The organism is Streptomyces sp. NPDC059499 (genome assembly GCF_042749285.1).
Lineage (GTDB): Bacteria > Actinomycetota > Actinomycetes > Streptomycetales > Streptomycetaceae > Streptomyces.
In genome coordinates this window covers 411623-434779 of record NZ_JBHYTT010000002.1, presented here as the reverse complement: position 1 = coordinate 434779, position 23157 = coordinate 411623, and the positions used below count along the sequence as shown (strand labels likewise).

Genomic DNA, 23157 nt, shown 5'->3' with positions numbered 1-23157 from the left:
GAACAATCGGTAGGTGAGGCACACCACACCCGTGCCTCGCCTATTCCTTGACATTCCTGAAGATTTCGAACACCCCTCGATGTATCTCGATGCCAGGAGGTGCTTGTCATGACGGTCCAAGAGCTGCCCGGCGCAGCCGCCTACAGGCCCACGCCGCCCCCGGCCTGGAAGCCGCTCACCGACCCCGCGCCGCTGCTCCCGGACCCTGAGCCGTACCGCGTGCTCGGTACGGACGCCGCCGCCGACGTCGACCCCGAGCTGCTGCTGCGGCTCTACGGGGAGCTGGTGCGAGGCCGCCGGTACAACACGCAGGCCACCGCTCTGACCAAGCAGGGCAGGCTCGCGGTGTATCCGTCGAGCACCGGTCAGGAAGCGTGCGAGATCGCGGCGGCGCTCGTGCTGGAGAAGCGCGACTGGCTGTTTCCCAGCTACCGGGACACTCTCGCCGCCGTGGCGCGCGGTCTCGACCCGGTGGAGGCGCTGACGCTGCTGCGGGGAGACCGTCACACCGGTTACGACCCGCGTGAACACCGCATCGCCCCGCTGTGCACCCCGCTGGCCACCCAGTTGCCGCATGCCGTGGGTCTGGCCCACGCGGCGCGGCTCAAGGGCGACGACGTGGTGGCACTCGCCATGGTCGGTGACGGCGGGACGAGCGAGGGCGATTTCCACGAGGCGCTCAATTTCGCGGCCGTCTGGCGCGCCCCGGTCGTCTTCCTCGTCCAGAACAACGGCTTCGCCATCTCCGTGCCGCTGGCCAAGCAGACGGCGGCGCCGTCCCTGGCCCACAAGGCTGTGGGGTACGGCATGCCGGGCCGCCTGGTCGACGGAAACGACGCGGCAGCCGTGCACCAGGTGCTCGGCGAGGCGGTGGCGCGGGCCAGGCGTGGTGGGGGGCCGACGCTGGTCGAGGCCGTCACGTACCGCATGGAAGCCCATACGAACGCCGACGACGCCACCCGGTACCGCGTCGACAGCGAGGTGGAGGCGTGGCGTGCGCACGATCCGATCCTGCTGCTGGAGCGGGAACTGACCGGGCGCGGCCTGCTGGACGAGGACGGTATCGAGACGGTGCGGGAGGCGGCGGAACGCATGGCGGCGGGGTTGCGCGAGCAGATGAACGCTGATCCGGTGCTCGATCCGATGGACCTGTTCTCCCATGTCTACGAGGAACAGACCGAGCAGTTGCGTGAGCAGGCGGCCCGGTTGAGGGTCGAGCTGGACGCCGAGCACGGCGAGAGCGGCGCGGAGGAAGGTCGATGACGACGGTGGCGGCGATGGCCGGCGAGCGGGCGGGCACGGCCAAGCCGGCCACCATGGCGCAGGCGCTCGGTCGTGCACTGCGCGACTCGATGGCCGAGGACCCGACCGTGCACGTACTCGGTGAGGACGTCGGCACACTCGGCGGCGTCTTCCGCGTCACGGACGGTCTGGCGAAGGAGTTCGGCGACGACCGCTGTACGGATACGCCGCTGGCCGAGGCGGGAATCCTCGGCGCGGCGGTCGGTATGGCGATGTACGGGCTGCGGCCCGTCGTCGAGATGCAGTTCGACGCGTTCGCCTATCCGGCGTTCGAGCAGCTGATCAGCCATGTCGCGAAGATGAGGAACCGGACCCGGGGCGCCATGCCGCTGCCGATCACGGTCCGGGTGCCGTACGGCGGCGGGATCGGCGGGGTCGAGCACCACAGCGACTCCTCCGAGGCGTATTACATGGCGACGCCCGGTCTGCACGTCGTCATGCCGGCCACGGTCGAGGACGCGTACGGGCTGCTGAGGGAATCGATCGCCTCGGACGACCCGGTGGTCTTCCTGGAGCCGAAGCGGCTCTACTGGTCGAAGGCCGCGTGGTCGCCGGATGCGCCTGCCGTGGTCGAGCCGATCGGGCGGGCCGTTGTCCGCCGCTCGGGGCGCAGCGCGACCTTGATCACGTACGGGCCGTCGCTGCCGGTGTGCATGGAGGCGGCGGAGGCAGCCACGGCCGAGGGCTGGGATCTCGAGGTCGTGGACCTGCGTTCGCTCGTGCCGTTCGACGACGAGACGGTCGCGGCTTCGGTGCGGCGTACGGGCCGTGCGGTGGTCGTCCACGAGTCCTCCGGTTTCGGCGGTCCGGGTGGAGAGATCGCCGCCCGGGTCACCGAGCGGTGCTTCCACCACCTGGAAGCGCCGGTGCTGCGGGTGGCCGGGTTCGACATCCCGTATCCGCCCCCGATGCAGGAGCGCCACCATCTGCCGGGCGTGGACCGGGTGCTCGACGCGGTGGCCCGTCTTCAGTGGGAGGCGGACAACTGATGCCGCAGGTGCTCGAATTCAAGCTGCCCGACCTCGGCGAGGGGCTGACCGAGGCGGAGATCGTGCGCTGGCTGGTGGAGGTCGGCGACGTCGTCGCCATCGACCAGCCGGTCGTCGAGGTCGAGACGGCCAAGGCGATGGTGGAGGTGCCGTGCCCCTACGGGGGTGTGGTGACGGCGAGGTTCGGCGAGGAGGGTGCCGAACTTCCGGTCGGCGCACCGCTGCTGACGGTGGCCGTCGGGTCGCAGGAGCTGTTGACGGGCCAGGGGCCGGCTTCCGGTTCCCCGTCCGGATCCCGTGCCGCGACGGAGACGGGGCAGACGTCCGGTAGCGACTCAACGTCCGGCAACGTGCTCGTGGGTTACGGCACGGGCGCACCCGCTGCGCGCCGTCGCCGGGTTCTGCCCGAGTCGTTCACGGGGACGGCCACGGCTCCGGGCACGCCCAAGGCTCCGCTTGCAGCCACGGCTCCGCTTGCGGCCACGGCTCCGGTTCTGCCTCCGGTTCCTTTCGCGGAGGAGGCGCCGGGCCCGGTGGCGGTCATCTCTCCTCTTGTTCGGAAGCTCGCGCGGCAGCACGGTCTCGATCTCCGGCTGGTGGCGGGTTCCGGGCGCGACGGACTGATTCTGCGTACCGATGTCGAATCCGCGATCAGGGTTGCGGAGGAGGAGCAGGTTGCCTCGGCGGCTCCGGCGTCTCGTCCGGTGGCGGCTTCGGCGTCCCGTTCGACGGGTGAGCGGATTGCGTTGCGCGGGGTGCGTGGCGCTGTCGCCGACAAGCTGGCGCGCAGCAGGCGCGAGATTCCCGATGCAACGTGCTGGGTCGACGCCGATGCCACCGAGTTGATGGCGGCGAGGGCCGCGATGAACAAGGCCGGTGGCTCCACCGCGCCCAAGGTGTCGGTGCTCGCTCTGCTGGCGCGCATCTGCACAGCGGCTCTGGCCCGGTTCCCCGAGCTCAACTCGACTGTGGACACCGAGGCCCGGGAGATCGTCCGGCTGTCCGAGGTCCATCTGGGTTTCGCGGCCCAGACCGAGCGGGGGCTCGTCGTTCCGGTCGTCCGGGACGCGCACTCCCGAAATGTGGAGTCGGTCGGCGCGGAGATCGCCCGGCTGACCGAGGTGGCCCGGACGGGGAAGCTGACCCCGGCGGATCTGACCGGCGGGACATTCACGCTGAACAACTACGGGGTGTTCGGCGTGGACGGGTCGACACCGATCATCAACCACCCCGAAGCGGCCATGCTCGGGGTTGGCCGGATCATGCCCAAGCCGTGGGTGCACCAGGGTGAGCTGGCGGTCCGCCAGGTCGTCCAGCTTTCGCTCACGTTCGACCACCGGGTCTGCGACGGCGGGACGGCGGGCGGATTCCTGCGGTACGTGGCCGACTGCGTGGAGCAGCCCACGGTTCTGCTGCGCACGCTTTAGCCGGATGCGGGCTCCCCCGCGGGATCGGTGGCGCGGGGTGGCACGCATACTCGGAGCATGACCGTGTATGACGCCATCGTTCTTGCCGGAGGGGCCGCGAAACGGCTCGGGGGAGCCGACAAGCCAGGGGTCCGGGTGGGCGGCCGCGCGCTGCTCGACCGGGTGCTCGGCGTCTGCGCCGACGCCGGGGCCACCGTAGTGGTGGGCGGGCGAAGGCCTACCGCGCGTCCGGTCACCTGGACACGCGAAGTGCCACCGGGTGGCGGGCCGTTGGCCGCGCTCGGGGCAGGGATGCGGCACACGTCCGCGGAGAGCGTTCTGGTGCTCTCCGCGGATCTGCCGTTCCTGGGGGAGACGACCGTCAATTCGTTGCTGGCCGCTGCCGCGACGGGAGTTCACGAAGGCGCCCTGTGCACCGACCCGGACGGGCGGGACCAGCCGCTGGTCGCGGTCTACCGAGCCGAGCCGCTGCGCCGTGAGCTCGCACTTCTCGCCACCGAGTACGGCAGCCTCGCCGGGCTGCCCCTGCGGCTTCTGACCGGCGAACTGGACCTGGTCCGGGTCGAGGCCGGTCCCCTGGCCTCGTTCGACTGCGACACCTGGGAAGACATTGCTGCCGCCAGGGCGCGCATCAGGGAGCATGGGACCGTGCTGGATGAATGGATCAACGCAGTCAAGGACGAACTGGGCATCGAACTCGACGTCGACACCGGCGTTCTGCTCGACCTCGCCCGTGATGCCGCCCATGGCGTCGCCAGACCTGCCGCACCTCTGACCACCTTCCTGGTGGGGTACGCGGCGGCGAAGGCGAGCAGCGGCGCGAGCCCGGAAGCCGCGGCCGAAGCGGTGGCGGAGGCCGCCAGGAAGGCCACCGCGCTCGCCCTCCGGTGGGAGGAAGAGGCGGGGAGCGGCAACGGGGCCGGCACACCATGACGGCACTCGGAGGCGACGACGGAGGCCCTTTGCCGTCCGGACGTACGGGCAGCGGATCCGGGACCCCGGCTCCGAACGCGGGCCGGGCTTCGTCGATGTCGGTGGAGGAGGCGCGGGCCGCTGAAGAAGAGCGCGCCGTGGAGCAGGCCCTGGCACTCGTCGGGCGTCGGCCACGGGCTGCGCACCCGGCACCGGATCCCGTCCACTCGGCCGGCCCGTCCTCCTCGCCGGAGCCGTCCTCTGCGCCGGACTCGGCGAAGGCGGAGCCCTCCGCCTCCCAGCCCTCCGCCTCTCAGTCCTTTACAGCCCAGTCCCCCAGGCGCCAGCCCTCCGGACCTCAGTCGCCCGGCGACACACCCCCGGACTCCCCGGGCTCCCCGAGTCGCTCCGGGGCCCCGTCCCCCGCGCGTGTCTCGCCCTCCGCCCAAGCCCGCCGCACTCGCGCCCACAGCACCCCTTGGGCGGAAGCGCGCGCTCTGGCTGAGCGCCTCGGCCGTGTCGCACCCCTTGCCGCCCATCGGCTTCCCCTGGACCGGGCGCTCGGCCACGTCCTGGCCGAGGCGGTCGTGGCGCTCACCGATCTGCCGTCCTTCGACACGTCCGCAATGGATGGCTGGGCCGTCGCCGGACCCGGCCCGTGGACCGTACGTGCGGGTGAAGGGCTGCTCGCCGGACGCAGCGCGCCGGCGCCGCTTCCCGACGGTGAAGCGGTACGGATCGCCACCGGGGCCCGCATTCCGGTGGACGCCACCGCGGTCATCCGTAGCGAACACGCCCGCAGCGACGAGGCCAAAGGGCTGCTCCACGCGACGCGCCAGGTCGTCCCCGGGCAGGACATCAGGCCCCGTGGTCAGGAGTGCCGCTCCGGCGATCAGCTCCTGCCCGTCGGCACCCTGGTCACCCCTCCTGTCCTGGGCCTGGCAGCCGCTGCGGGTTACGACGCCCTCGTTGCCGTGCCCCGGCCCCGGGTGGACGTGTTCGTTCTCGGCGACGAGCTCCTCACCGCCGGACTTCCGCACGACGGGCTGATCCGGGACGCACTCGGCCCCATGCTCGCGCCCTGGCTCCGGGCCCTGGGAGCCGATGTGACTGCCCCTCAACGCCTGGGCGATGACGCGAAGGCGCTCCGACACGCCCTCACCACCTCGGATGCCGATCTGATCCTCACCACCGGTGGCACCGCCGCCGGGCCGGTCGACCACGTCCACCCGGTTCTGGCCGAGACGGGGGCCGAGCTGCTGGTCGACGGGGTGGCCGTGCGCCCGGGGCACCCCATGCTCCTTGCCCGGCAGGCCGACGGCGGCCCCTATGTGGTCGGGCTGCCCGGCAATCCGCTCGCCGCCGTTTCCGGACTGCTCACCCTGGCCGAGCCTTTGCTCAGGGGAATCGCCGGACGAGCCGCCCAGGATCCGTACCGGGCGATCGTGCGGGACGAAGTGCACGGGCATCCGCACGACACCCGGCTCGTCCCCGTGGTCCATCGTGCGGACAGTGCGGGCGGTACGGACCACGTCGTTCCCCTGCATTACAACGGACCTGCGATGTTGCGTGGGATCGCCGCTGCTGACGGACTGGCCGTTGTGCCGCCCGGCGGGGTACGGTCCGGCACCGAGGTGGAGATCCTCGATCTACCGTGGGCCTCGGCGACGCCGTGGACGGAAGGGTGTTTCACGTGAAACTTCCGGGCCAGGACGCGATGGCCAGGCGCGCCGACGAGAACATCGTCCCCACTCGGGTGCTCCTGCCCCGACGGGTCGTCGACAGGCCGTTGCGTCAGGTCGCCAAGCGGCTGGCGATGGCGCTGACGGTGCTGGCCACCACGGTCTTCATCGTCTGGATCGACCGCGACGGGTACCACGACAACGCCGACGGGAAGGTCGATCTCCTCGACGCCGTCTACTACGCGACGGTGACGCTGTCGACGACCGGATACGGCGACATCGTCCCCTACAGTCAGACGGCCCGGCTGGTCAATGTGCTGCTGGTGACGCCGTTGCGCGTGCTCTTCCTGATCATCCTGGTCGGCACCACCCTCGAGGTCCTGACGGAACGGACCCGGGAGGACTTCCGGCTGAACCGTTGGAGAACCAACTTGCGTGAACACACAGTTGTCGTCGGCTTCGGCACCAAGGGCCGCTCGGCAATTCAGACGCTCTGCGCCACGGGTCTCAAGAAGGACCAGATCGTCATCGTCGATCCGGCCGGCAAGGTGATCGAAGCAGCCAATGCCGAAGGCTTCGTCGGAGTGCTGGGCGATGCGACACGCAGCGATGTACTGCTGCGGGCAGAGGTCCAGAAAGCGCGGCAGATCATCATCGCCACCCAGCGCGACGACACCGCTGTACTGGTCGCGTTGACCGCGCGTCAGCTCAACCGGGGCGCGAAGATCGTTGCCGCCGTGCGCGAGGAGGAGAACGCGCCTCTGCTGCGTCAGTCCGGCGCCGACGCTGTGATCACCAGCGCGAGCGCGGCGGGCCGTCTGCTGGGTCTCTCCGTACTCAGCCCCAGTGCGGGCACGGTGATGGAGGACCTCATTCAGCAGGGAAGTGGTCTGGATCTCGTCGAACGGCCGGTGATAAAGGCCGAGGTGGGCAAGAGCGTCCGGGAGACCGACGACCTCGTGGTGAGTGTGCTGCGTGGCCACAGACTGCTCGGTTACGACGATCCGGCGGCCAGCCCTCTGCAGTTGACGGACCGGGTGATCACGATCGTGCGCGCCAGCCCGCTTCACATCCCGCCCATGAACCATCCGCCGCAGTCCAACCAGCGTCCCTAGGACCTCCACCGGGACCGTGCCGTGTTCGTGTGCCGCGTTCGCCGGGCCGAGCGGAGTAGCCTCGCGGCCATGCATGCGATCACGATCCCCGAACCCGGTGGCCCCGAGGCGCTCGTATGGGCCGAGGTCCCCGATCCCGTACCAGGCGAGGGCGAGGTCCTCGTCGAGGTGGTGGCCAGCGCCGTCAACCGGGCCGATGTCCTGCAACGGCAGGGTTTCTACAACCCTCCGGCCGGTGCCTCCCCCTACCCCGGTCTGGAGTGCGCAGGCCGTGTCGCCGCCCTGGGGCCGGGCGTGACCGGCTGGTCGGTGGGCGACGAGGTGTGCGGGCTGCTGGCGGGCGGTGGCTACGCGGAGAAGGTTGCCGTGCCGACCGGGCAGTTGTTGCCCGTGCCCGAGGGTGTGGACCTGGCGACGGCTGCCGCGCTGCCCGAGGTGACCGCCACGGTCTGGTCGAACGTCTTCATGGTCGCCCATCTGCGCCCCGGCGAGACGCTGCTGGTCCACGGCGGGTCCAGTGGGATCGGCACGATGGCGATCCAGCTCGCGAAGGCCGTCGGCGCGCGCGTCGCGGTGACCGCGGGCGGGGCGGAGAAGCTGGCGCGTTGTCAGGAGCTCGGCGCCGACATCCTCATCGACTACCGCGAGCAGGATTTCGTCGAGGAACTGCGCAAGGCGACGGACGGCACGGGTGCCGACGTCATTCTCGACATCGTCGGGGCGAAGTACCTGGACCGGAACGTGCGTGCCCTGGCCGTCAACGGCAGGCTGGCGATCATCGGGCTCCAGGGGGGCGTCAAGGGCGAGCTGAACCTCGGCGCCCTGCTGAGCAAGCGTGCTGCCGTCACGGCCACCTCCCTGCGCGGTCGTCCACTCGCGGAGAAGGCCGCGATCGTCGCAGCCGTACGGGAACATGTCTGGCCGTTGATCGGTGAGGGGGTCGTCCGGCCGGTCGTGGACCGCACGGTGCCGATGTCGGACGCTGCGGAGGCCCACCGGGTGCTGGAGTCGAGCGCGCACATCGGCAAGGTCCTCCTGCTCGCACCCGGCGCCTGACACCGTACGGCCTTACGGAACGCCGAACACGAGCACCAGGCACCGCCTACGCGCGGGGGCCCGGCACACACAGCGTGTGCCGGGCCCCTGCGCGTACCGCGTTCGGCGGCCAGAGGTCGGATGACGAAGGCGAGGCCTACAGATACGGGCCGGATCGGGCCGGCCCGTGCGGGTCCGTGCCGCCTTCCTCGTCCTCGTGGCCCACGCCAGGAGGAAGGGCGCGACGCATCTGTTCCAGCTGCGCACGGGCCGCCATCTGCTGGGCGAACAGAGCCGTCTGGATGCCGTGGAACAGGCCCTCCAGCCAGCCCACCAACTGGGCCTGCGCAATCCTCAGTTCGGCCTCGGACGGGACCGACTCCTCGGTGAACGGCAGCGAGAGCCTCTCCAGCTCCTCCACCAGCTCCGGCGCCAGCCCGTCCTCGAGCTCCTTCACCGAGCTCGCGTGGATCTCCTTGAGCCGGACCCGGCTCGCCTCGTCGAGAGGAGCCGCCCTGACCTCCTCAAGGAGCTGTTTGATCATGCTGCCGATGCGCATGACCTTCGCGGGCTGTTCGACCATCTCCGTCACCGGGACCTCGCGCGACTCGTCGTCACTGCCACCGCCGCCGATAGCCATTCCGTCCTGTCCCACCACAAGGACTTGCGGGTGCTCCTGCGACCGGTCATTCCTCGGCATCTCCATGCCGCCATTGTCTCGTATACCTGCTGCACATCACGGTGGTGCCCCCGGAAAGGGATGATCCACCCTTTCCAGGGGCACCGGAACAGCCGGTCAGCGGTCGTTCACCCCGCGCGGCGGGCCAGTTTCAGCCGCGACCCGGCGAACGCGGCGGCGAGCAGCCCGGCCAGGACGGGCACGACCAGGGTCAGCAGGCCGATGGTCTCCCACGGCACCACGATCGGCGTGTACGCGGAATCCATGGGCTCCTTGCGCATGGCCGCCATCGCCTCGCGCAGGTCGATCAGCCGCAGCGACACCGCGGGCACGATGCCGGCCACCGTGCCGAGCAGCACCCCCGTGAGGGCGACCACCAGGCACTGGAAGCCGGAGAGTGAACGCCGCACGCCCGGGGGTGCGCCCACCGCGCTGAGCGTGGTGAGGTCGGCCTCCGCGTCGGCCTTGGCCAGGCCGGTCGTGATGGCGGCGGCGCCCAGGGTGACCACGCCCGCGAACAGGGCGAGGATCAGCAGGATCACATCCTCGTCCCGGGATTGCGCTCCGGCCCCGCCTTCCGTCTGGAGGTAGGCGGAGCCGCCCCCGGTCTGCGCGAACGCTGCCTGCACCGCCTGCTGCTCGGCGTCCGTCGGAGTGTGGGTGACGGTGTAGATGCTGCCGTAGTCCTGGGTGTGCAGTCCCAGCCGGTCCGCCGTCTCCTGCGGCAGGATCATGCGGATTCCGGGAGTGGCGGCGTACTTTCCGGGCGCGACGTACACCTTGATCCGGTCCGTCGTTGTCCTGGCCTTGCCCGGGTGCAGCTTCCGGTTCTCGGTGTCGCGCTCGTTGTACGTGTGGACGGCCTTCAGGCTGATCCGGCCGTTCTCCGCGTACGCCGGGTTGAGCAGCACGGGTGTGCCGTCCGCCAGTGCCCTGGCCGCCTCGGGGTCGTCGAGCTTCACGTACGAGGTCAGTACGGAAGCGTCTCCCACGACGATCTTGGCGATGCCCGAATCGAACGAGTACGCCTGGATGTACTCGTCGACGCAGGCGGGGGAGCCCATCAGCTTCTTGTGGGCGTCGGCCGAGAGCCCTTCGGCGAGTTTCCTGGCTCCCGCTCCCTGAAGCGGGCAGCTGTGGCCCTTGCCGGTCGGCTTGACCAGCTCGAGTGAGCCGCAGCCGTTCTCCTCCTCGTAGTAGACGGAGCAGTCGGAGCCGGCCCAGACACGTCCGAAGTCGGCACGGCCGCCGCTGACGGCCAGGTTCCGCTCGACGGCTGCGCGGGCCAGGGGAAGCTGCTCACCCTCCGTCGGCGGTGAGCCCACGAGCGCCGCTGTGCCGGGCGTGAGCATGGGTATGTGGTCGTACTCGTGCTCAGCCATCACGCTGGCCGTGTACGTGGCGATGGCCACGGTGCCCGCGACGGCGGCCATCACGGCGGCGACCGCGGGTGCGGTGCGGCCCCGGTTGCGGGCCGCGTCGCGCAGTGCCATCCGCGGGGAGAGCGGGAGCCGCGAGCCGAGCCGGCCCAGGAAGCCGACGATCACGGGGATGCAGGCGAGCACGCCGAGTTCGGCGACGACCGAGCCGCCGGCGACCAGGTTCGTGTTGCCTGATGTGCCGCCGATGACGGCGACCGCGATGCCGCCGGCCATCGCCACACAGCCCACCGCAGGCAGGACGCGTGAGCTCCGACGTGTTCCGCGGCGGCCGGTGAGCGATTCCAGCACGGACTGGCGGCCTGCCACGATCGCGGGGGCCAGCGCGGCCAGAATTCCGGTGACCAGGCCGATCACGGCGATCGCCAGGAGTTCCCATGGGCGGATCTCGAGCGAGCCGAAACGATTCCCGGACCAGCCTTCGATCATCGGACGGAACAGGACGGTCAGCCCGAGACCGGCGGCGACGCCGGCCACGGCGCCGAATCCGCCGAGCACCGCACCGCCGGCCAGTACCACCGCCCGTACCTGGCTCCGGTCACCTCCGCAGGTACCGACGAGGCCGAGCTGCCTGCGCGAGCGCCGCGCACCGACCGCGAAGGCGGGGCCCGCCAGCAGGACGACTTCCAGGACCGCCATGGCGACGACGGTCACGACGGCCGCGCTCAGCTCGGCCGAGCCTTCGGGGAAGCCCATGCCGGCGCGTGCGGCCAGCGGCACCTCGGAGTCCGGCGGCGGGTCGAGGGCCACCTGGCGGGACAGCACCAGGACGCCCTTCTTGTTGGCCGCGAGCACGTCCGGCCAGGTGATACCGGCGCCGGGCGCACCCTGGACCAGCCACTTCGTGTCTCCGGGGTTGGGCGGGACAATCTTGTCGTCCTGGGCGGCCGCGGCCTTCCAGGGTGCGACGACCGCACCCGGGTCGGCGTACAGCGTGCTCGCGCCGAGCTCGCTGTGCAGCTCGACACTGCCGGTGATCGTGTACGTCTGCTCGGGGCCGCTCACCGTCGTGCGGGAGCCGATGCGCAGCCCGGTCGACTCGAGGAAGTGCTCTGTCGCGACGACCTCGTCCTTGCCTGCCGGGTACGCACCGTCGACCAGGTCGAGCTTGCCGCGGACCGCCGGGTCGGAGGTGCGCAGCTCCACGATCTCGATGTTGGCTATGCCGTGCCGGGTGGTGACCGTGGCGGGCACGGACTGCTCCGTGACGTACCGCGAGCCCTTCGGGAAGGCACCCGGTACGTCGACCGGCTTCGCGGTGCCGCTGTCCGGCTGCGGCGCGCCGGGCGGAACGTCGTAGGTCCTGAGGTCGGGCAGCTGCTCGACCTGGACGGGCCCGATGCCCGCCGAACTGAACACGGCGTCCGCCGAGCCCATCGCGGCCGTCAGCTTCTCGGCAGCGGTCGGCGTGGAGCTGCGGTACGTGACGTCGGCGGCGGTCACACCGAGGACCGGCAGGGCGATCATCGCGACGACGAGTGCGCTGCGGCCCTTGGACCTCAGGGCGTCGCGCCGGGCGATCCGGAGGGCGGCGCGCCACCCCGTGAAGACCTTCACTTGGCACCCTCTGCGGTGAGCAGCGATTCGGCGCCCGACGACAGGGTCTGGTCGACGATCGACCCGTCCCTGAGGAAGACGACACGGTCGGCCCAGGCCGCGTACCGCGGCTCGTGCGTCACCATCACGCCGGCCGCTCCCTCGTCGCAGCGGTTGCGCAGCAGGGCGAGGACCGCTTCGCCGGTCTCGGAGTCGAGGGCCCCGGTGGGTTCGTCGGCGAGGACGAGACGGCGGTCGCCCACGAGTGCGCGGGCGATGGCGACACGCTGCTGCTGGCCGCCGGACATCTCGTCCGGGAAGCGGTCGGCGATCTCGGTGAGGTGCATCTCCTCCAGTGAGGCGAGGGCCTCCTTGCGCGCCTTGCGGACGGATACGCCGTCGAGCTCACGGGGCAGGGCGATGTTCTCCGCGGCGGTGAGTGCGGGGATCAGGTTGTAGTCCTGGAACACGTAGCCGACGCTGCGCCGGCGCAGGGCGGCGACGCCCTTGCGGCCGAGCGTGGAGATGTCCTGGCCCTCGATGACGACCTGGCCGCTGCTCGCGGTGTCGAGACCGCCGGCCAGGGTCAGCAGGGTGGATTTGCCGGAGCCGGAGGGGCCCATCACGGCGACGAGCTCCCCCGCGTGCACGGAGAGGTTGATGCCGCGCAGGGCGTGCACCTCCGCGATGCCGGAGCCGTGGGTACGGGTCAGCTCCCTCAGTTCGAGGACAGGGGCGTCCACGGGCAGGCCGGAGGACGTGAGCGGTGCGGACGAGGACATGGTGGGCGGTTCCCCCTAGGAACGACGTGCGGAAGGTCGGGGCGGGCCGGATCGGTGCGGCGTCGGCGGTCTGTCACCGCCGACAAGGTGCGGGCGGTCAGCCGTCCCCTGTCAGCGGCGGGTGCCGCGCAGCCGGGAGGCCGCTGAGCGGGCGCTTCCACGACCGGTGGCCGCGGTGGGCCCCGGCCGGGCAGCGGGTTCGGTGGCGGCGGCTTCGGCAAGGCGGACGAGGCGGGACTCGCAGTGGTCCAGCCAACGGGCCTCGGCCTCGGCCTGGAAGATCAGCTGCTCCACCACGAGGAGCCAGGCGACCTCGTCGCGGTCGGCGGGGACGTCCGCGAGTGCCTGCGCCTTCAGCCGGGTGTAGTCCTGCATGGCCTTCACGGTGTGGCTGCGCTGGGACTGGATGACGGCCCGGATGTCGACGCCGGGCGCCCCGACCGCCATCGCGAGCTTGATGGCCAGCTCGTCCCGGGGCGGGTTGCTGCGGTCGACCGGGGTCTCGAACCAGTTCTGCAGCTCGGTGCGGCCGTCGTCGGTGATCGAGTACAACGCGTGGCCCGCGTCGTCCTCACCGTCCTGGGCGACCATGCCGTCACGTTCCAGCCGGCTGAGGGTCGTGTAGACCTGGCCGACGTTCAGCGGCCAGGTGGAGCCGGTGCGGGACTCGAATTCGGTACGGAGCTGGGAGCCGTAACGAGGCCCTCGCTCCAGGAGGGCCAGCAGCCCGTGGCGGATCGACATACTGAGTATGTATACCGAGTATGTTGTCGAGTGCAAGCCCCGCCGCCGATCAGTTCTGGCGGCGCAACCGCAGTCCCAGGAACCCCAGCCCCAGGCCGACCAGGGCGATTCCCACCCCCAGCGACACCTGCTGCACCTGTCGTACGGCGGGCTCGTCCAGTGCCTGCCGTGAGGTCCGCCCGGGCTCGGGGAACGCGTCGGGCGGGGGTGTGACCGCAGGTACGGGATCGGCCTCCGGCGGGACCTCGTCGGCGGAGGCCGAGGCGTCCGCGAGCTCCATGGGAGTGAGGGACCGCCCGGGCCGCGCCCGTCCCTCCCCGGCCTGCCTCCCGGCATGCTGAGGCTTCTCGCTGGAAGTGTGGGGAGGAATGCTCGCTGCTGGACCTGTGGACGGCTTCGCAGAGTGGCCGGAAAGCCACATGGGTGCGAGCGGGTCGCTGTCCGCGAGGCGGGCCTGAACTCCGGGCCCAAGGGGTGTGACCGCTGAGACCTTTGCCCGATGCATCGGCGAAGAACCAGGTGTTATAGCAGCCCAATGCCCGCCCGCGTGCGAGTTCCCGTTCAAAGGCCCCAGCGTTACCACTGCTGCAAACGCGACACCGGTCACGTACTGCGACGCCCGTAGTGGAGAGGGTCCATGAGGCATGGGATCAGCCTCACACGCCTGGACCCTTCCGGCATGTTGAGTGACCGGGGCCCGGGAGACGCCGGATCTGGCGCAAATGCAGGAGGTTGTTTCGGTTTTCGACCACGAACTGGAAAGCCGGATTCAAGAGGCTGCCGGCGGGGCAGCCGAGCTTTGTGATCGTTGCCCTCGAACACCGCAGCTTCGATCGAGACCCTCTTGAGCTCTCGGCTGTCTTCGGCGGTGGTGCTCCAGGTGTCTGAAGAGCCCTTACCGGCATAAAGATGATGCCAAGACCAATGGTGGGCATCCGGATCCGAGTCTGACGTGACCAGGCGAATGCCACGTGGTGTCCGTCGGCGACGGTGTCTGTCACGGTGAGATTCAGCCCTCTGATGCTGTTCTTGCCGTTCCAAGTCCACGTGCCTTGTCCGAATGCCCCTTCGGCGCTGCATGAAGTGCCGGTCACTGCGGCTGCAGCCGGTGATGCGGCAAGAGGCACAGCGACAGCAGCCGGTGCAACTGCTACTGCCAGGATGGCGTGATGTTCACGCATTGAAATTGACCCCCACCAGTGACTTGTCGCGTGCATGCGAAATGATCACCGTGTGGGGGTCAATGCCCCAGGAACCTTAGGCCGGGTCACCTGTGGAAATGCGCAATTCGAAGTGGGCGCCCCGCTCAGGGATGGCAGTGCCTGAAGAAGGGAACTGGTCGACCACTTGATCCTCGGCGTAGGTGTTGCCTTCCACCTTGATCACCTTGACAGTCCAGCCGGCGGCGTCCGTACAGGATTTGGCGGACAGGACGTCCTTGTAGATGAAGCTCGGCGCCTGGACCTTCGCCGGGTCGTCCGTGTCCTCCGGGGCGTCGGTGCAGTCCTCGGTGTCCATCGTCCGGTTCCGCTCCGGCGGCTTGTGCTCGCCCGCCACCGTCGACTCGCCGGTGTCCGGGTCGCCGCCCTTGCCGTTGTCCGGGTCGTCCTTCAGGTTCAGGAAGGTGACCAGGCCGCCGATCGCGAGCAGGGCGACCACGATCGAGCCCACGACGACCGGCATGTTGCGCTTGGAGCCGCCGCCGTTGACGGCGGTGGAGGACTGCGGGGACAGCGTGTACGGGGGCGGCGTCTGGTGTGCCAGGGGCGCGTGGGTTCCGTACGGCTGGGGCGCCTGCGGGTAGCCGTAACCCGGAGTGGGCGCGGGGGTCACCGGGCCGTAGGGGCCGGGCTGGTGGTGCTGGTGGGTCTGCGGCTGGTACGGGGTCTGCACGCTGTGCGGTGCGGGTGTGGTCTGGTCGACGGGCGGGAAGACAGCCGAGCCGACGCCCGAGCCGCTGTTCGCCGGGGCGGAGCCACCGATGATCACCGGAGCGCCGCCGTGGCCGCCGGCACTCAGTACGCGGACGACCTCGTCCTGCATCGCGGCGGCGCTGGGGAAGCGCTCGTTCGGGTTCTTCTTCAGCGCGCGGGCGACGAGCGCGTCCATCGCGGGAGTGATCGACCGGTTGATGCTGGACGGCGCGACCGGCTCCTCCTGCACATGCGCGTAGGCGATGGCGAGCGGCGAGTCCGCTTCGAACGGGATCCGGCCGGTGAGCAGCTGGAAGAGCATGATGCCGACCGAGTAGAGGTCGGACCTGGCGTCCACGCCGCGGCCGAGGGCCTGCTCGGGCGAGAGGTACTGGGGCGTACCGACGACCATGCCGGTCTGGGTCATCGAGGTGACGCCCGACTGCATGGCGCGGGCGATGCCGAAGTCCATGACCTTGACGACGCCGCGCTTGGTCATCATCACGTTGCCGGGCTTGATGTCGCGGTGGACCAGGCCCATCTCGTGGCTGGTCTCCAGCGCGGCGAGCACGTCGGCCGTCACCTTGAGCGCCTTGTCGGCGGGCATCGCGCCGTAGTTCTGGATGTCCGCCTGGAGGACCGAGCCGAGCGGCTGCCCCTCGACGTACTCCATGACGATGTACGGCATCAGCGCGCCGCCGAGCTCGTCCTCGCCCGTGTCGAACACCGAGACGATGTTGGTGTGCTGCAGCTTGGCGACGGCCTGCGCCTCGCGCCGGAACCGCTCGCGGAAGGACTGCTCGCGCCCCAACTCCGTGTGCAGCGTCTTGATCGCGACCTGCCGGTCGAGGGCGGCGTCGTACGCGAGGTAGACGGATGCCATTCCGCCTTCGCCGAGAAGGTCGCGAAGCTGGTAGCGGCCGCCGGCCACGGAACCGCCCGCGTAGCGACCCTGTGCGCCGTGTGCGCCGTCCTGGCTCATGACTTGCATCCCCCTCGGCGCCCACGGACGCGTGATCCCTATTACGGGCCAAGTCTGCCCGAGGGGTCCGACACGTCAAGCCAGGTGCCCGTTCCGTGACCCTACGCACAAGAAGCGTCTCGGAAGCGTTACAGGAACCGCATGGAATTTGCGTGAGCGGCGCGCCAGCCGATTGGATGACCCGTCCCTCTCGGAACCGGTGTGTCCGGCAGAGGCTGTAGCGTGACGTGGCAATGCAGCAAGGCACCGTGAGAACGCGCAGAAGCGCGGACAGATACGACGGCGAGGACTGATGGCACCCGAACCCGAAGCAAACGGCGGCGGATTCTCGGATGGCACCGACTCCGGGATCGTCGGCGGCGTGGTCGGGGACGGCCGTTACCGCATGACCCACCGGCTGGGACGTGGCGGTATGGCCGAGGTCTTCGCCGCGGAGGACGTGCGCCTGGGGCGCACGGTCGCGGTGAAACTGCTCCGTTCCGATCTCGCCGAGGACCCGGTCTCCAAGGCCCGCTTCACACGCGAGGCGCAGTCGGTCGCGGGCCTCAACCACCATGCGATCGTCGCCGTGTACGACTCCGGCGAGGACGTCGTGGCCGGCGCGACCGTCCCGTACATCGTCATGGAGCTCGTCGAGGGCCGCACGATCCGCGATCTGCTGCTCAACGCCGAGGCCCCGCCCCCCGAGCAGGCGCTGATCATCGTCTCGGGTGTGCTGGAGGCGCTCGCGTACTCCCACCAGCACGGCATCGTGCACCGGGACATCAAGCCCGCGAACGTGATCATCACGCACTCCGGCGCCGTCAAGGTGATGGACTTCGGCATCGCCCGTGCGCTGCACGGCGCCCAGTCGACGATGACCCAGACGGGCATGGTCATGGGCACGCCTCAGTACCTCTCCCCCGAACAGGCGCTCGGCAAGGCGGTCGACCACCGTTCCGACCTGTACGCCACCGGCTGCCTGCTCTACGAACTTCTCGCCCTGCGCCCGCCGTTCACCGGTGAGACCCCTCTCTCCGTCGTGTACCAGCACGTCCAGGACATTCCGGTGCCGCCCTCCGAGGCCTCGGACGGCGTGCCGCCGGAGCTGGACGGCCTCGTCATGCGCTCGCTCGCGAAGGACCCGGACGACCGGTTCCAGAGCGCCGAGGAGATGCGCGGCCTGGTCCAGTACAGCCTGCAGATGCTCCAGGTCCAGGGCGGCCACACGGGCACCTGGAACACCGGCCCCGTCGTGATGCACGAAGGCGGCCACACCGCGCCGATGAACATCGGCGGCGGTACGGCGGCGATGGGTCACCCGATGCACGGGGACACCTCGCAGGGCCCGATCCTGCCGCCCATGAACCCCGACGACGGTGCGTACGCCGGCGGGCACCACAACGGTGGCGGGCGCGGCAAGATGTGGCTCTTCGTCCTGCTGGCCCTGATCGCGATCGGCGCGGGTGTCGCGTTCGCCGTCAACGCGGCGAACGACGCGAACAACAAGAAGACACCGACCAACCCGTCGACCTCGGTGTCCCCGTCCGAGTCGGACGCCTCCCCGGAGCCGACCGACGAGGAGACGGAGGAGACCGAGGAACCGGACGACTCCACGGGCGGCCAGACGTGGCCCACCAAGGACCCGACGTGGACCCCGTCCACCGAGCCGACCGAGCCGACGGAGACGCCGACCGAGCCCACGTCGTCGCCGGGCACCAACACGGGCACGTCGGACGGCAACACGAATGAGGGCGGGGACGGCGGACCGACCACCGACCCGACCGAGCCCACCACGGATCCGGGTACTCCCGGCGGTGGCGGCGAGGACGGGGGCGCGGACGAGGGCGCCGCGGGCGACACCGCCGGAGGCGCCACCCCGTAGGCACCGTGGGGCCCTCAGCCCGTGAAGGCCCCGCACACCGCCTCGTACTCCCGCGTCCACCACACCGCCAGGGCCGACACCGCAGGAAACTGCGGGTCGGCCCTTCGGTCGTGCAGGCGGTAGCGCCAGCGCAGTATCCAGAAGTCGTTCAGCCGCTCCCACCACACGCGGTGCACCGCCGCCGCCAGTTCGGCCGCTCCGGCGCCGGCCGACCGCCGGTAGGCGCGCGCGTAGGCCCGGACCTTCTCCAGGTCCAGTTCCCCGTCCGGCCGGACGAAGAAGATCGCCGCGGCCCGCACGGCCTCCTCGGCACGGGGCTGCACGCCCAGCCGGTCCCAGTCCACGATCGCGACGGGGTCCGCACCCCGGTAGAGCAGATTCAGCGGATGGAAGTCGCCGTGCACCCAGCCCCTGGCCGGCCCCGCCGGGGTGGGCGGGCGGCGGTGCGCGTGCTGTTCCAGCAGGGCGCGGCGTTCGACGAGGCGGTGCACGGCGAGTTCGTCGAAGGCGTCCCGGGGGCCCATGCCGCGCGCGGCCGCCAGCAGGTCGTCGATCAGCGCGAACGTATCGGCGGGATCAGGGCTCTGCCCCGGTACCGGAGGCGGCGGATCGTCCGCCTCCATGACCTGCTCCAGATGTGTGTGTACGGCTCCGAGGAGCGCCCCGAGCCGTTGTGACTGGGCGGTCGTCAGCTGGGCGCCGTCCCGGTGGAGACCGTCCACCCAGGGGTGCAGGGCATAGTGCTGACCGTCGATCACCGTGACGGTGTCACCCTCTGTGTCCGCGAGGGGCGGGGCGACCGGTACACCCAGGGAGTGGAGCTGCTGGGTCGCCCGGTGCTGCCGGACGATCGTGGCGTGGTCGCCGCTGGCGTCGTCGAGGTGGTGCTTGTCCAGGTGGTGCTTGAGGAAGTACGCGCCGCGGGTGGTGGAGATCCGGTAGCCGTGGTTGAGCAGGCCTTTGGTGAGCGGCTCGCAGGCGAGGGGCTCACCGGCGTCCGGATAGCGGCGCAGCACCTCGCCGACCGGCGGAACAGGTGGGAGGGTCACAGATGAGCGCAGCACTCGCCACATGTTAGGTGACGCTGAGTGGCTGATTTCACTGACTTGCGTCGAAGCTCAGAGTGTGCATCTGGACGACGTGCGGATCGAGCCGGAGGAACACCGGATCAAAGGTCTCGCCGTTCACCTCGGCGGGGCCGGCCCCGAAGAGTTCCCGCTGGTCAGCGGTCGGGTGCACGATTTCGGCGAGGCCGGTGAACTGGACCGACCACAGGTCCTCCGTGCCGTCGGACGCGCTGCCCGTCCGGGAGTCGAAGTTGTCCGCCCCGTAGGCGATGACGCTCCCGTCGCAGGACTCGTGATGGCCGTGCCCCCGGTGCATCCGCAGGACGACACCGCCCTCGGTCACCAGGTGACGGGCCACGGCCAGGAAGGGCAGAGCGCGCACGCTGGTGGCCAGCCGGCCGTAGCGGACGCTGCCGAGCAGTTCGATGGCGTGCAGTTCGTCGGAGGGGCGGGGAGAGGGCATGCGCTCCACTCTCCGGCACCGTGTAGGGGCCGGGTAAGAGTCGGCCGCCCCGGTCGTGCCGGGACCAAAGTCCCGGCCGCGCGACTCAGCGCTTCTCGGCCTGCAGCCGGGCCACGTACGCCGCGGCCTGCGAGCGCCGCTCCATGCCCAGTTTGGCGAGGAGGCTGGAGACGTAGTTCTTGATGGTCTTCTCGGCCAGGTGCAGCCGCTCGCCGATGACCCGGTTCGTCAGCCCCTCGCCGATCAGGTCGAGGATCCTGCGCTCCTGGTCGGTCAGTCCGGAGAGCCGGTCGTCGCCCTTGCCGTCCTTTCCTTCACGCAGCCGTTCCAGGACCCGCGCGGTGGCCGCCGGGTCCAGCAGCGATTTCCCGGCCGCGACGTCCCGCACGGCATTCAGCAGTTCGTTGCCGCGGATCGCCTTCAGTACGTATCCGGAGGCGCCGGCCATGATCGCATCGAAGAGGGCCTCGTCGTCGGCGTACGAAGTGAGCATCAGGCACTTGATCGACTCGTCCTTCGAGCGGACCTCGCGGCAGACCTCGACCCCGCTGCCGTCCGGCAGCCGTACGTCCAGGACGGCGACATCCGGCCGTGTCGCCGGGATACGCACCAGCGCGTCGGCGGCCGTGGAGGCCTCGCCGACGACCTCGATGTCCTCCTCGACGGAGAGCAACTCGTGAACTCCGCGCCGGACCACCTCATGGTCATCCAGCAGAAATACGGTGATTTTTCCATCTTCGGGCACAATCGCAGTCTCACACATTCCTTTCCTGTATGCCCTTCCCTGGCGGTGTCGGCCGGGATAACGTGCCGTTGTTCCGGCGGCCTGCAAGGCTGTTCCCAGTGCTGTGACCAGCAAGACTTCGCGATTTTTTCGATTTACTTGGAAATCCAAGCAAAATCGCAGGTCACAAGGTGTTTCGCAGTTATGCGGTGCACTGGGTAACGTGCCTATGACAGGGCGCTCGCCGGGGCACCTGTCACGCCTGTTCCCGGCCGAGCGGCACCCACCCCGTGCACGGGTCCGGACACAGGCGAGCCGCACTGGCTTCCCGGCCATCCCGGGGGCCGGACCGACGGAGGAGCACGCACGTGACCGTGGAAAGCACTGCCGCGCGCAAACCGCGACGCGCCAGCAAGCGGACCAGCGCCGCGAAGACACCACAGACTTCCGAGCCCCAGCTGGTACAGCTGCTGACGCCCGAGGGCGAGCGCGTCGAGCACCCGGACTTCGAGATCGACCTGAGCGCCGAGGAGCTGCGCGGTCTGTACCGCGACATGGTTCTGACCCGCCGTTTCGACGCCGAGGCGACCTCGCTGCAGCGCCAGGGCGAGCTGGGCCTGTGGGCCTCGCTGCTGGGCCAGGAAGCCGCTCAGATCGGCTCCGGCCGGGCCCTGCGCGACGACGACTACGTCTTCCCGACCTACCGGGAGCACGGTGTCGCCTGGTGCCGGGGGGTCGACCCGACCAATCTGCTCGGGATGTTCCGCGGTGTGAACCACGGTGGCTGGGACCCGACGACCAACAACTTCCACCTCTACACGATCGTCATCGGCTCGCAGACCCTGCACGCCACCGGCTACGCCATGGGCGTCGCCAAGGACGGCGCGGACTCGGCCGTGATCGCGTACTTCGGTGACGGCGCCTCCAGCCAGGGCGATGTCGCGGAGGCCTTCACCTTCTCCGCCGTCTACAACGCCCCCGTGGTGTTCTTCTGCCAGAACAACCAGTGGGCGATCTCCGAGCCCACCGAGAAGCAGACCCGAGTGCCGCTCTACCAGCGCGCACAGGGCTTCGGCTTCCCTGGTGTCCGGGTCGACGGCAACGACGTGCTGGCCTGTCTGGCCGTCACCAGGTCGGCGCTGGAGCGTGCCCGCCGGGGCGAGGGTCCCACCCTCGTCGAGGCGTTCACCTACCGGATGGGCGCCCACACCACCTCCGACGACCCGACCAAGTACCGGGCGGACGAGGAGCGGGTGGCATGGGAGGCCAAGGACCCGATCCTGCGGTTGCGCACGTACCTGGAGAACGAGAACCTCGCCGACGCGGACTTCTTCGCCGCGCTGGAGGAGGAGAGCGAGACCCTCGGCAAGCGGGTACGCGAAGCGGTGCGGGCCATGCCCGACCCGGACCGGCTGGCGATCTTCGACCACGCCTACGCCGACGGCAGCCCGCTCGTCGACGAGGAGCGCGCACAGTTCGCCGCCTACCAGGCATCGTTCGCCGAGGAGGGCAACTAGCCATGGCCGTTGAGAAGATGTCCATCGCGAAGGCGCTCAACGAGTCGCTGCGCAAGGCACTGGAGACCGACCCCAAGGTCCTCATCATGGGTGAGGACGTCGGCAAGCTGGGCGGGGTCTTCCGCATCACGGACGGGCTCCAGAAGGACTTCGGCGAGGACCGGGTCATCGACACCCCGCTCGCCGAGTCCGGCATCGTCGGTACGGCGATCGGCCTGGCCCTGCGCGGATACCGCCCGGTTGTCGAGATCCAGTTCGACGGCTTCGTCTTCCCCGCGTACGACCAGATCGTCACGCAGCTCGCCAAGATGCACGCCCGCGCGCTCGGCAAGATCAAGATGCCGGTCGTCGTCCGTATCCCGTACGGCGGCGGCATCGGTGCCGTCGAGCACCACAGTGAGTCGCCCGAGGCCCTGTTCGCGCACGTCGCGGGCCTGAAGGTCGTCTCGCCGTCGAACGCGAGCGACGCCTACTGGATGATGCAGCAGGCCGTTCAGAGCGACGACCCGATCATTTTCTTCGAGCCGAAGCGGCGTTACTGGGACAAGGGGGAGCTCGACACCGAGTCCATCCCCGGCCCGCTGCACAAGGCCGCGGTGGCACGTGAGGGCTCCGACCTCACGCTCGCCGCGTACGGCCCGATGGTGAAGGTCTGCCTGGAGGCGGCCGCCGCCGCGCAGGAGGAGGGCAAGTCGCTGGAGGTCCTGGACCTGCGGTCGATGTCCCCGATCGACTTCGACGCCGTCCAGACGTCGGTCGAGAAGACCGGCCGGCTCGTGGTGGTCCACGAGGCGCCGGTGTTCTACGGCTCCGGGGCCGAGATCGCCGCCCGGATCACCGAGCGCTGCTTCTACCACCTCGAAGCACCGGTACTGAGGGTCGGCGGCTATCACGTCCCCTACCCGCCGGCCCGTCTCGAGGACGAGTACCTGCCGGGTCTCGACCGGGTGCTCGACGCCGTCGACCGCTCGCTGGCGTACTGAGG

19 protein-coding genes are annotated in these 23157 nt (G+C 70.0%); 10 read left to right on the top strand and 9 right to left on the bottom strand.

From position 1 onward, the window contains the following. The first annotated feature begins 108 nt into the window (after positions 1 to 108). The 7 genes from pdhA (ACFW9O_RS07340) (at position 109) to ACFW9O_RS07310 (ending at position 8483) form a co-directional block, all read left to right on the top strand. Positions 109 to 1263: a pyruvate dehydrogenase (acetyl-transferring) E1 component subunit alpha gene (gene pdhA, locus ACFW9O_RS07340; RefSeq protein WP_384606122.1), complete on the top strand. Its 1155-nt coding sequence runs from the start codon at positions 109 to 111 to the stop codon at positions 1261 to 1263. Next, the gene (locus ACFW9O_RS07335) at positions 1260 to 2291 is read left to right on the top strand and encodes an alpha-ketoacid dehydrogenase subunit beta (protein WP_351166439.1); all 1032 of its coding nucleotides are present in this window, start codon (positions 1260 to 1262) and stop codon (positions 2289 to 2291) included. Before pdhA (ACFW9O_RS07340) ends, ACFW9O_RS07335 begins: the two co-directional genes overlap by 4 nt. Further along, positions 2291 to 3718, top strand: a complete 1428-nt coding sequence (locus ACFW9O_RS07330) for a dihydrolipoamide acetyltransferase family protein (RefSeq protein WP_384606119.1) — start codon at positions 2291 to 2293, stop codon at positions 3716 to 3718. Before ACFW9O_RS07335 ends, ACFW9O_RS07330 begins: the two co-directional genes overlap by 1 nt. A 57-nt stretch (positions 3719 to 3775) precedes the next feature. Then, positions 3776 to 4651 (top strand): NTP transferase domain-containing protein, encoded by an 876-nt coding sequence (locus tag ACFW9O_RS07325; RefSeq protein WP_384606116.1) that lies wholly within the window; start codon positions 3776 to 3778, stop codon positions 4649 to 4651. Between the two features lie 95 nt (positions 4652 to 4746). After that, entirely contained in the window at positions 4747 to 6327 is a 1581-nt protein-coding gene (locus ACFW9O_RS07320; protein WP_384606114.1) for a molybdopterin molybdotransferase MoeA, read from the top strand. Beyond that, positions 6285 to 7427 carry a potassium channel family protein gene (locus ACFW9O_RS07315; protein ID WP_384606112.1) on the top strand — a complete coding sequence of 381 codons (1143 nt, stop codon included), beginning with the start codon at positions 6285 to 6287 and terminating at the stop codon, positions 7425 to 7427. The genes ACFW9O_RS07320 and ACFW9O_RS07315 overlap by 43 nt, the downstream gene beginning before the upstream one ends. A 69-nt stretch (positions 7428 to 7496) precedes the next feature. Further along, entirely contained in the window at positions 7497 to 8483 is a 987-nt protein-coding gene (locus tag ACFW9O_RS07310) for an NAD(P)H-quinone oxidoreductase (RefSeq protein ID WP_384606109.1), read from the top strand. A gap of 136 nt (positions 8484 to 8619) precedes the next feature. On the opposite strand, the gene ACFW9O_RS07305 is transcribed toward ACFW9O_RS07310, so the two are convergent. The 6 genes from ACFW9O_RS07305 to ACFW9O_RS07280 form a co-directional block, all read right to left on the bottom strand. After that, positions 8620 to 9168 carry a bacterial proteasome activator family protein gene (locus ACFW9O_RS07305; RefSeq protein ID WP_329209210.1) on the bottom strand — a complete coding sequence of 183 codons (549 nt, stop codon included), beginning with the start codon at positions 9166 to 9168 and terminating at the stop codon, positions 8620 to 8622. 101 nt (positions 9169 to 9269) lie between these two features. Next, positions 9270 to 12137, bottom strand: a complete 2868-nt coding sequence (locus ACFW9O_RS07300) for an FtsX-like permease family protein (protein WP_384606107.1) — start codon at positions 12135 to 12137, stop codon at positions 9270 to 9272. Then, entirely contained in the window at positions 12134 to 12898 is a 765-nt protein-coding gene (locus ACFW9O_RS07295; RefSeq protein WP_384606105.1) for an ABC transporter ATP-binding protein, read from the bottom strand. Before ACFW9O_RS07295 ends, ACFW9O_RS07300 begins: the two co-directional genes overlap by 4 nt. Positions 12899 to 13009: 111 nt before the next feature. Next, positions 13010 to 13642: a PadR family transcriptional regulator gene (locus ACFW9O_RS07290; protein ID WP_384606102.1), complete on the bottom strand. Its 633-nt coding sequence runs from the start codon at positions 13640 to 13642 to the stop codon at positions 13010 to 13012. Between the two features lie 49 nt (positions 13643 to 13691). After that, a complete protein-coding gene (locus ACFW9O_RS07285; protein WP_384606100.1) occupies positions 13692 to 13922 on the bottom strand; it encodes a hypothetical protein in 231 nt (76 codons plus the stop codon). Between the two features lie 977 nt (positions 13923 to 14899). Next, entirely contained in the window at positions 14900 to 16537 is a 1638-nt protein-coding gene (locus ACFW9O_RS07280; RefSeq protein ID WP_351166417.1) for a protein kinase, read from the bottom strand. Between the two features lie 292 nt (positions 16538 to 16829). Here ACFW9O_RS07280 and ACFW9O_RS07275 point away from each other — a divergent pair, with 292 nt between their 5' ends. Next, entirely contained in the window at positions 16830 to 18401 is a 1572-nt protein-coding gene (locus tag ACFW9O_RS07275; protein WP_384606098.1) for a protein kinase, read from the top strand. A gap of 14 nt (positions 18402 to 18415) precedes the next feature. Here the strand turns inward: ACFW9O_RS07275 and ACFW9O_RS07270 are convergent, their stop codons facing one another. The 3 genes from ACFW9O_RS07270 to ACFW9O_RS07260 all read right to left on the bottom strand — a co-directional run bounded on the left by ACFW9O_RS07270 (position 18416) and on the right by ACFW9O_RS07260 (position 20676). Then, a complete protein-coding gene (locus tag ACFW9O_RS07270; protein WP_384606625.1) occupies positions 18416 to 19417 on the bottom strand; it encodes a phosphotransferase in 1002 nt (333 codons plus the stop codon). Positions 19418 to 19499: 82 nt separating this feature from the next. Then, on the bottom strand, positions 19500 to 19931 hold the full coding sequence (locus ACFW9O_RS07265; RefSeq protein WP_384606096.1) for a pyridoxamine 5'-phosphate oxidase family protein: 432 nt from the start codon (positions 19929 to 19931) through the stop codon (positions 19500 to 19502). Positions 19932 to 20016: 85 nt separating this feature from the next. Next, entirely contained in the window at positions 20017 to 20676 is a 660-nt protein-coding gene (locus tag ACFW9O_RS07260; RefSeq protein WP_351166411.1) for a response regulator transcription factor, read from the bottom strand. Between the two features lie 347 nt (positions 20677 to 21023). Between ACFW9O_RS07260 and pdhA (ACFW9O_RS07255) the strand changes: the two genes are divergently transcribed. Both pdhA (ACFW9O_RS07255) and ACFW9O_RS07250 read left to right on the top strand, forming a co-directional pair. Continuing rightward, the gene (pdhA, locus tag ACFW9O_RS07255; RefSeq protein ID WP_384606091.1) at positions 21024 to 22172 is read left to right on the top strand and encodes a pyruvate dehydrogenase (acetyl-transferring) E1 component subunit alpha; all 1149 of its coding nucleotides are present in this window, start codon (positions 21024 to 21026) and stop codon (positions 22170 to 22172) included. Between the two features lie 2 nt (positions 22173 to 22174). Further along, positions 22175 to 23155 carry an alpha-ketoacid dehydrogenase subunit beta gene (locus tag ACFW9O_RS07250; protein ID WP_329209228.1) on the top strand — a complete coding sequence of 327 codons (981 nt, stop codon included), beginning with the start codon at positions 22175 to 22177 and terminating at the stop codon, positions 23153 to 23155. Positions 23156 to 23157: the final 2 nt, after the last annotated feature.

What these genes read in the sequence shown, in the direction of transcription:
- ACFW9O_RS07335 (WP_351166439.1), top strand. Translation starts at nt 1,260, where the DNA reads ATGACGACGGTGGCGGCGATGGCCGGCGAGCGGGCGGGCACGGCCAAG.
- ACFW9O_RS07310 (WP_384606109.1), top strand. Translation starts at nt 7,497, where the DNA reads ATGCATGCGATCACGATCCCCGAACCCGGTGGCCCCGAGGCGCTCGTA.
- ACFW9O_RS07330 (WP_384606119.1), top strand. Translation starts at nt 2,291, where the DNA reads ATGCCGCAGGTGCTCGAATTCAAGCTGCCCGACCTCGGCGAGGGGCTG.
- ACFW9O_RS07275 (WP_384606098.1), top strand. Translation starts at nt 16,830, where the DNA reads ATGGCACCCGAACCCGAAGCAAACGGCGGCGGATTCTCGGATGGCACC.
- ACFW9O_RS07320 (WP_384606114.1), top strand. Translation starts at nt 4,747, where the DNA reads ATGTCGGTGGAGGAGGCGCGGGCCGCTGAAGAAGAGCGCGCCGTGGAG.
- ACFW9O_RS07305 (WP_329209210.1), bottom strand. Translation starts at nt 9,168, where the DNA reads ATGGAGATGCCGAGGAATGACCGGTCGCAGGAGCACCCGCAAGTCCTT.
- ACFW9O_RS07325 (WP_384606116.1), top strand. Translation starts at nt 3,776, where the DNA reads ATGACCGTGTATGACGCCATCGTTCTTGCCGGAGGGGCCGCGAAACGG.
- ACFW9O_RS07290 (WP_384606102.1), bottom strand. Translation starts at nt 13,642, where the DNA reads ATGTCGATCCGCCACGGGCTGCTGGCCCTCCTGGAGCGAGGGCCTCGT.
- pdhA (WP_384606122.1), top strand. Translation starts at nt 109, where the DNA reads ATGACGGTCCAAGAGCTGCCCGGCGCAGCCGCCTACAGGCCCACGCCG.
- ACFW9O_RS07280 (WP_351166417.1), bottom strand. Translation starts at nt 16,537, where the DNA reads ATGAGCCAGGACGGCGCACACGGCGCACAGGGTCGCTACGCGGGCGGT.
- ACFW9O_RS07265 (WP_384606096.1), bottom strand. Translation starts at nt 19,931, where the DNA reads ATGCCCTCTCCCCGCCCCTCCGACGAACTGCACGCCATCGAACTGCTC.
- ACFW9O_RS07285 (WP_384606100.1), bottom strand. Translation starts at nt 13,922, where the DNA reads ATGGAGCTCGCGGACGCCTCGGCCTCCGCCGACGAGGTCCCGCCGGAG.
- ACFW9O_RS07250 (WP_329209228.1), top strand. Translation starts at nt 22,175, where the DNA reads ATGGCCGTTGAGAAGATGTCCATCGCGAAGGCGCTCAACGAGTCGCTG.
- ACFW9O_RS07295 (WP_384606105.1), bottom strand. Translation starts at nt 12,898, where the DNA reads ATGTCCTCGTCCGCACCGCTCACGTCCTCCGGCCTGCCCGTGGACGCC.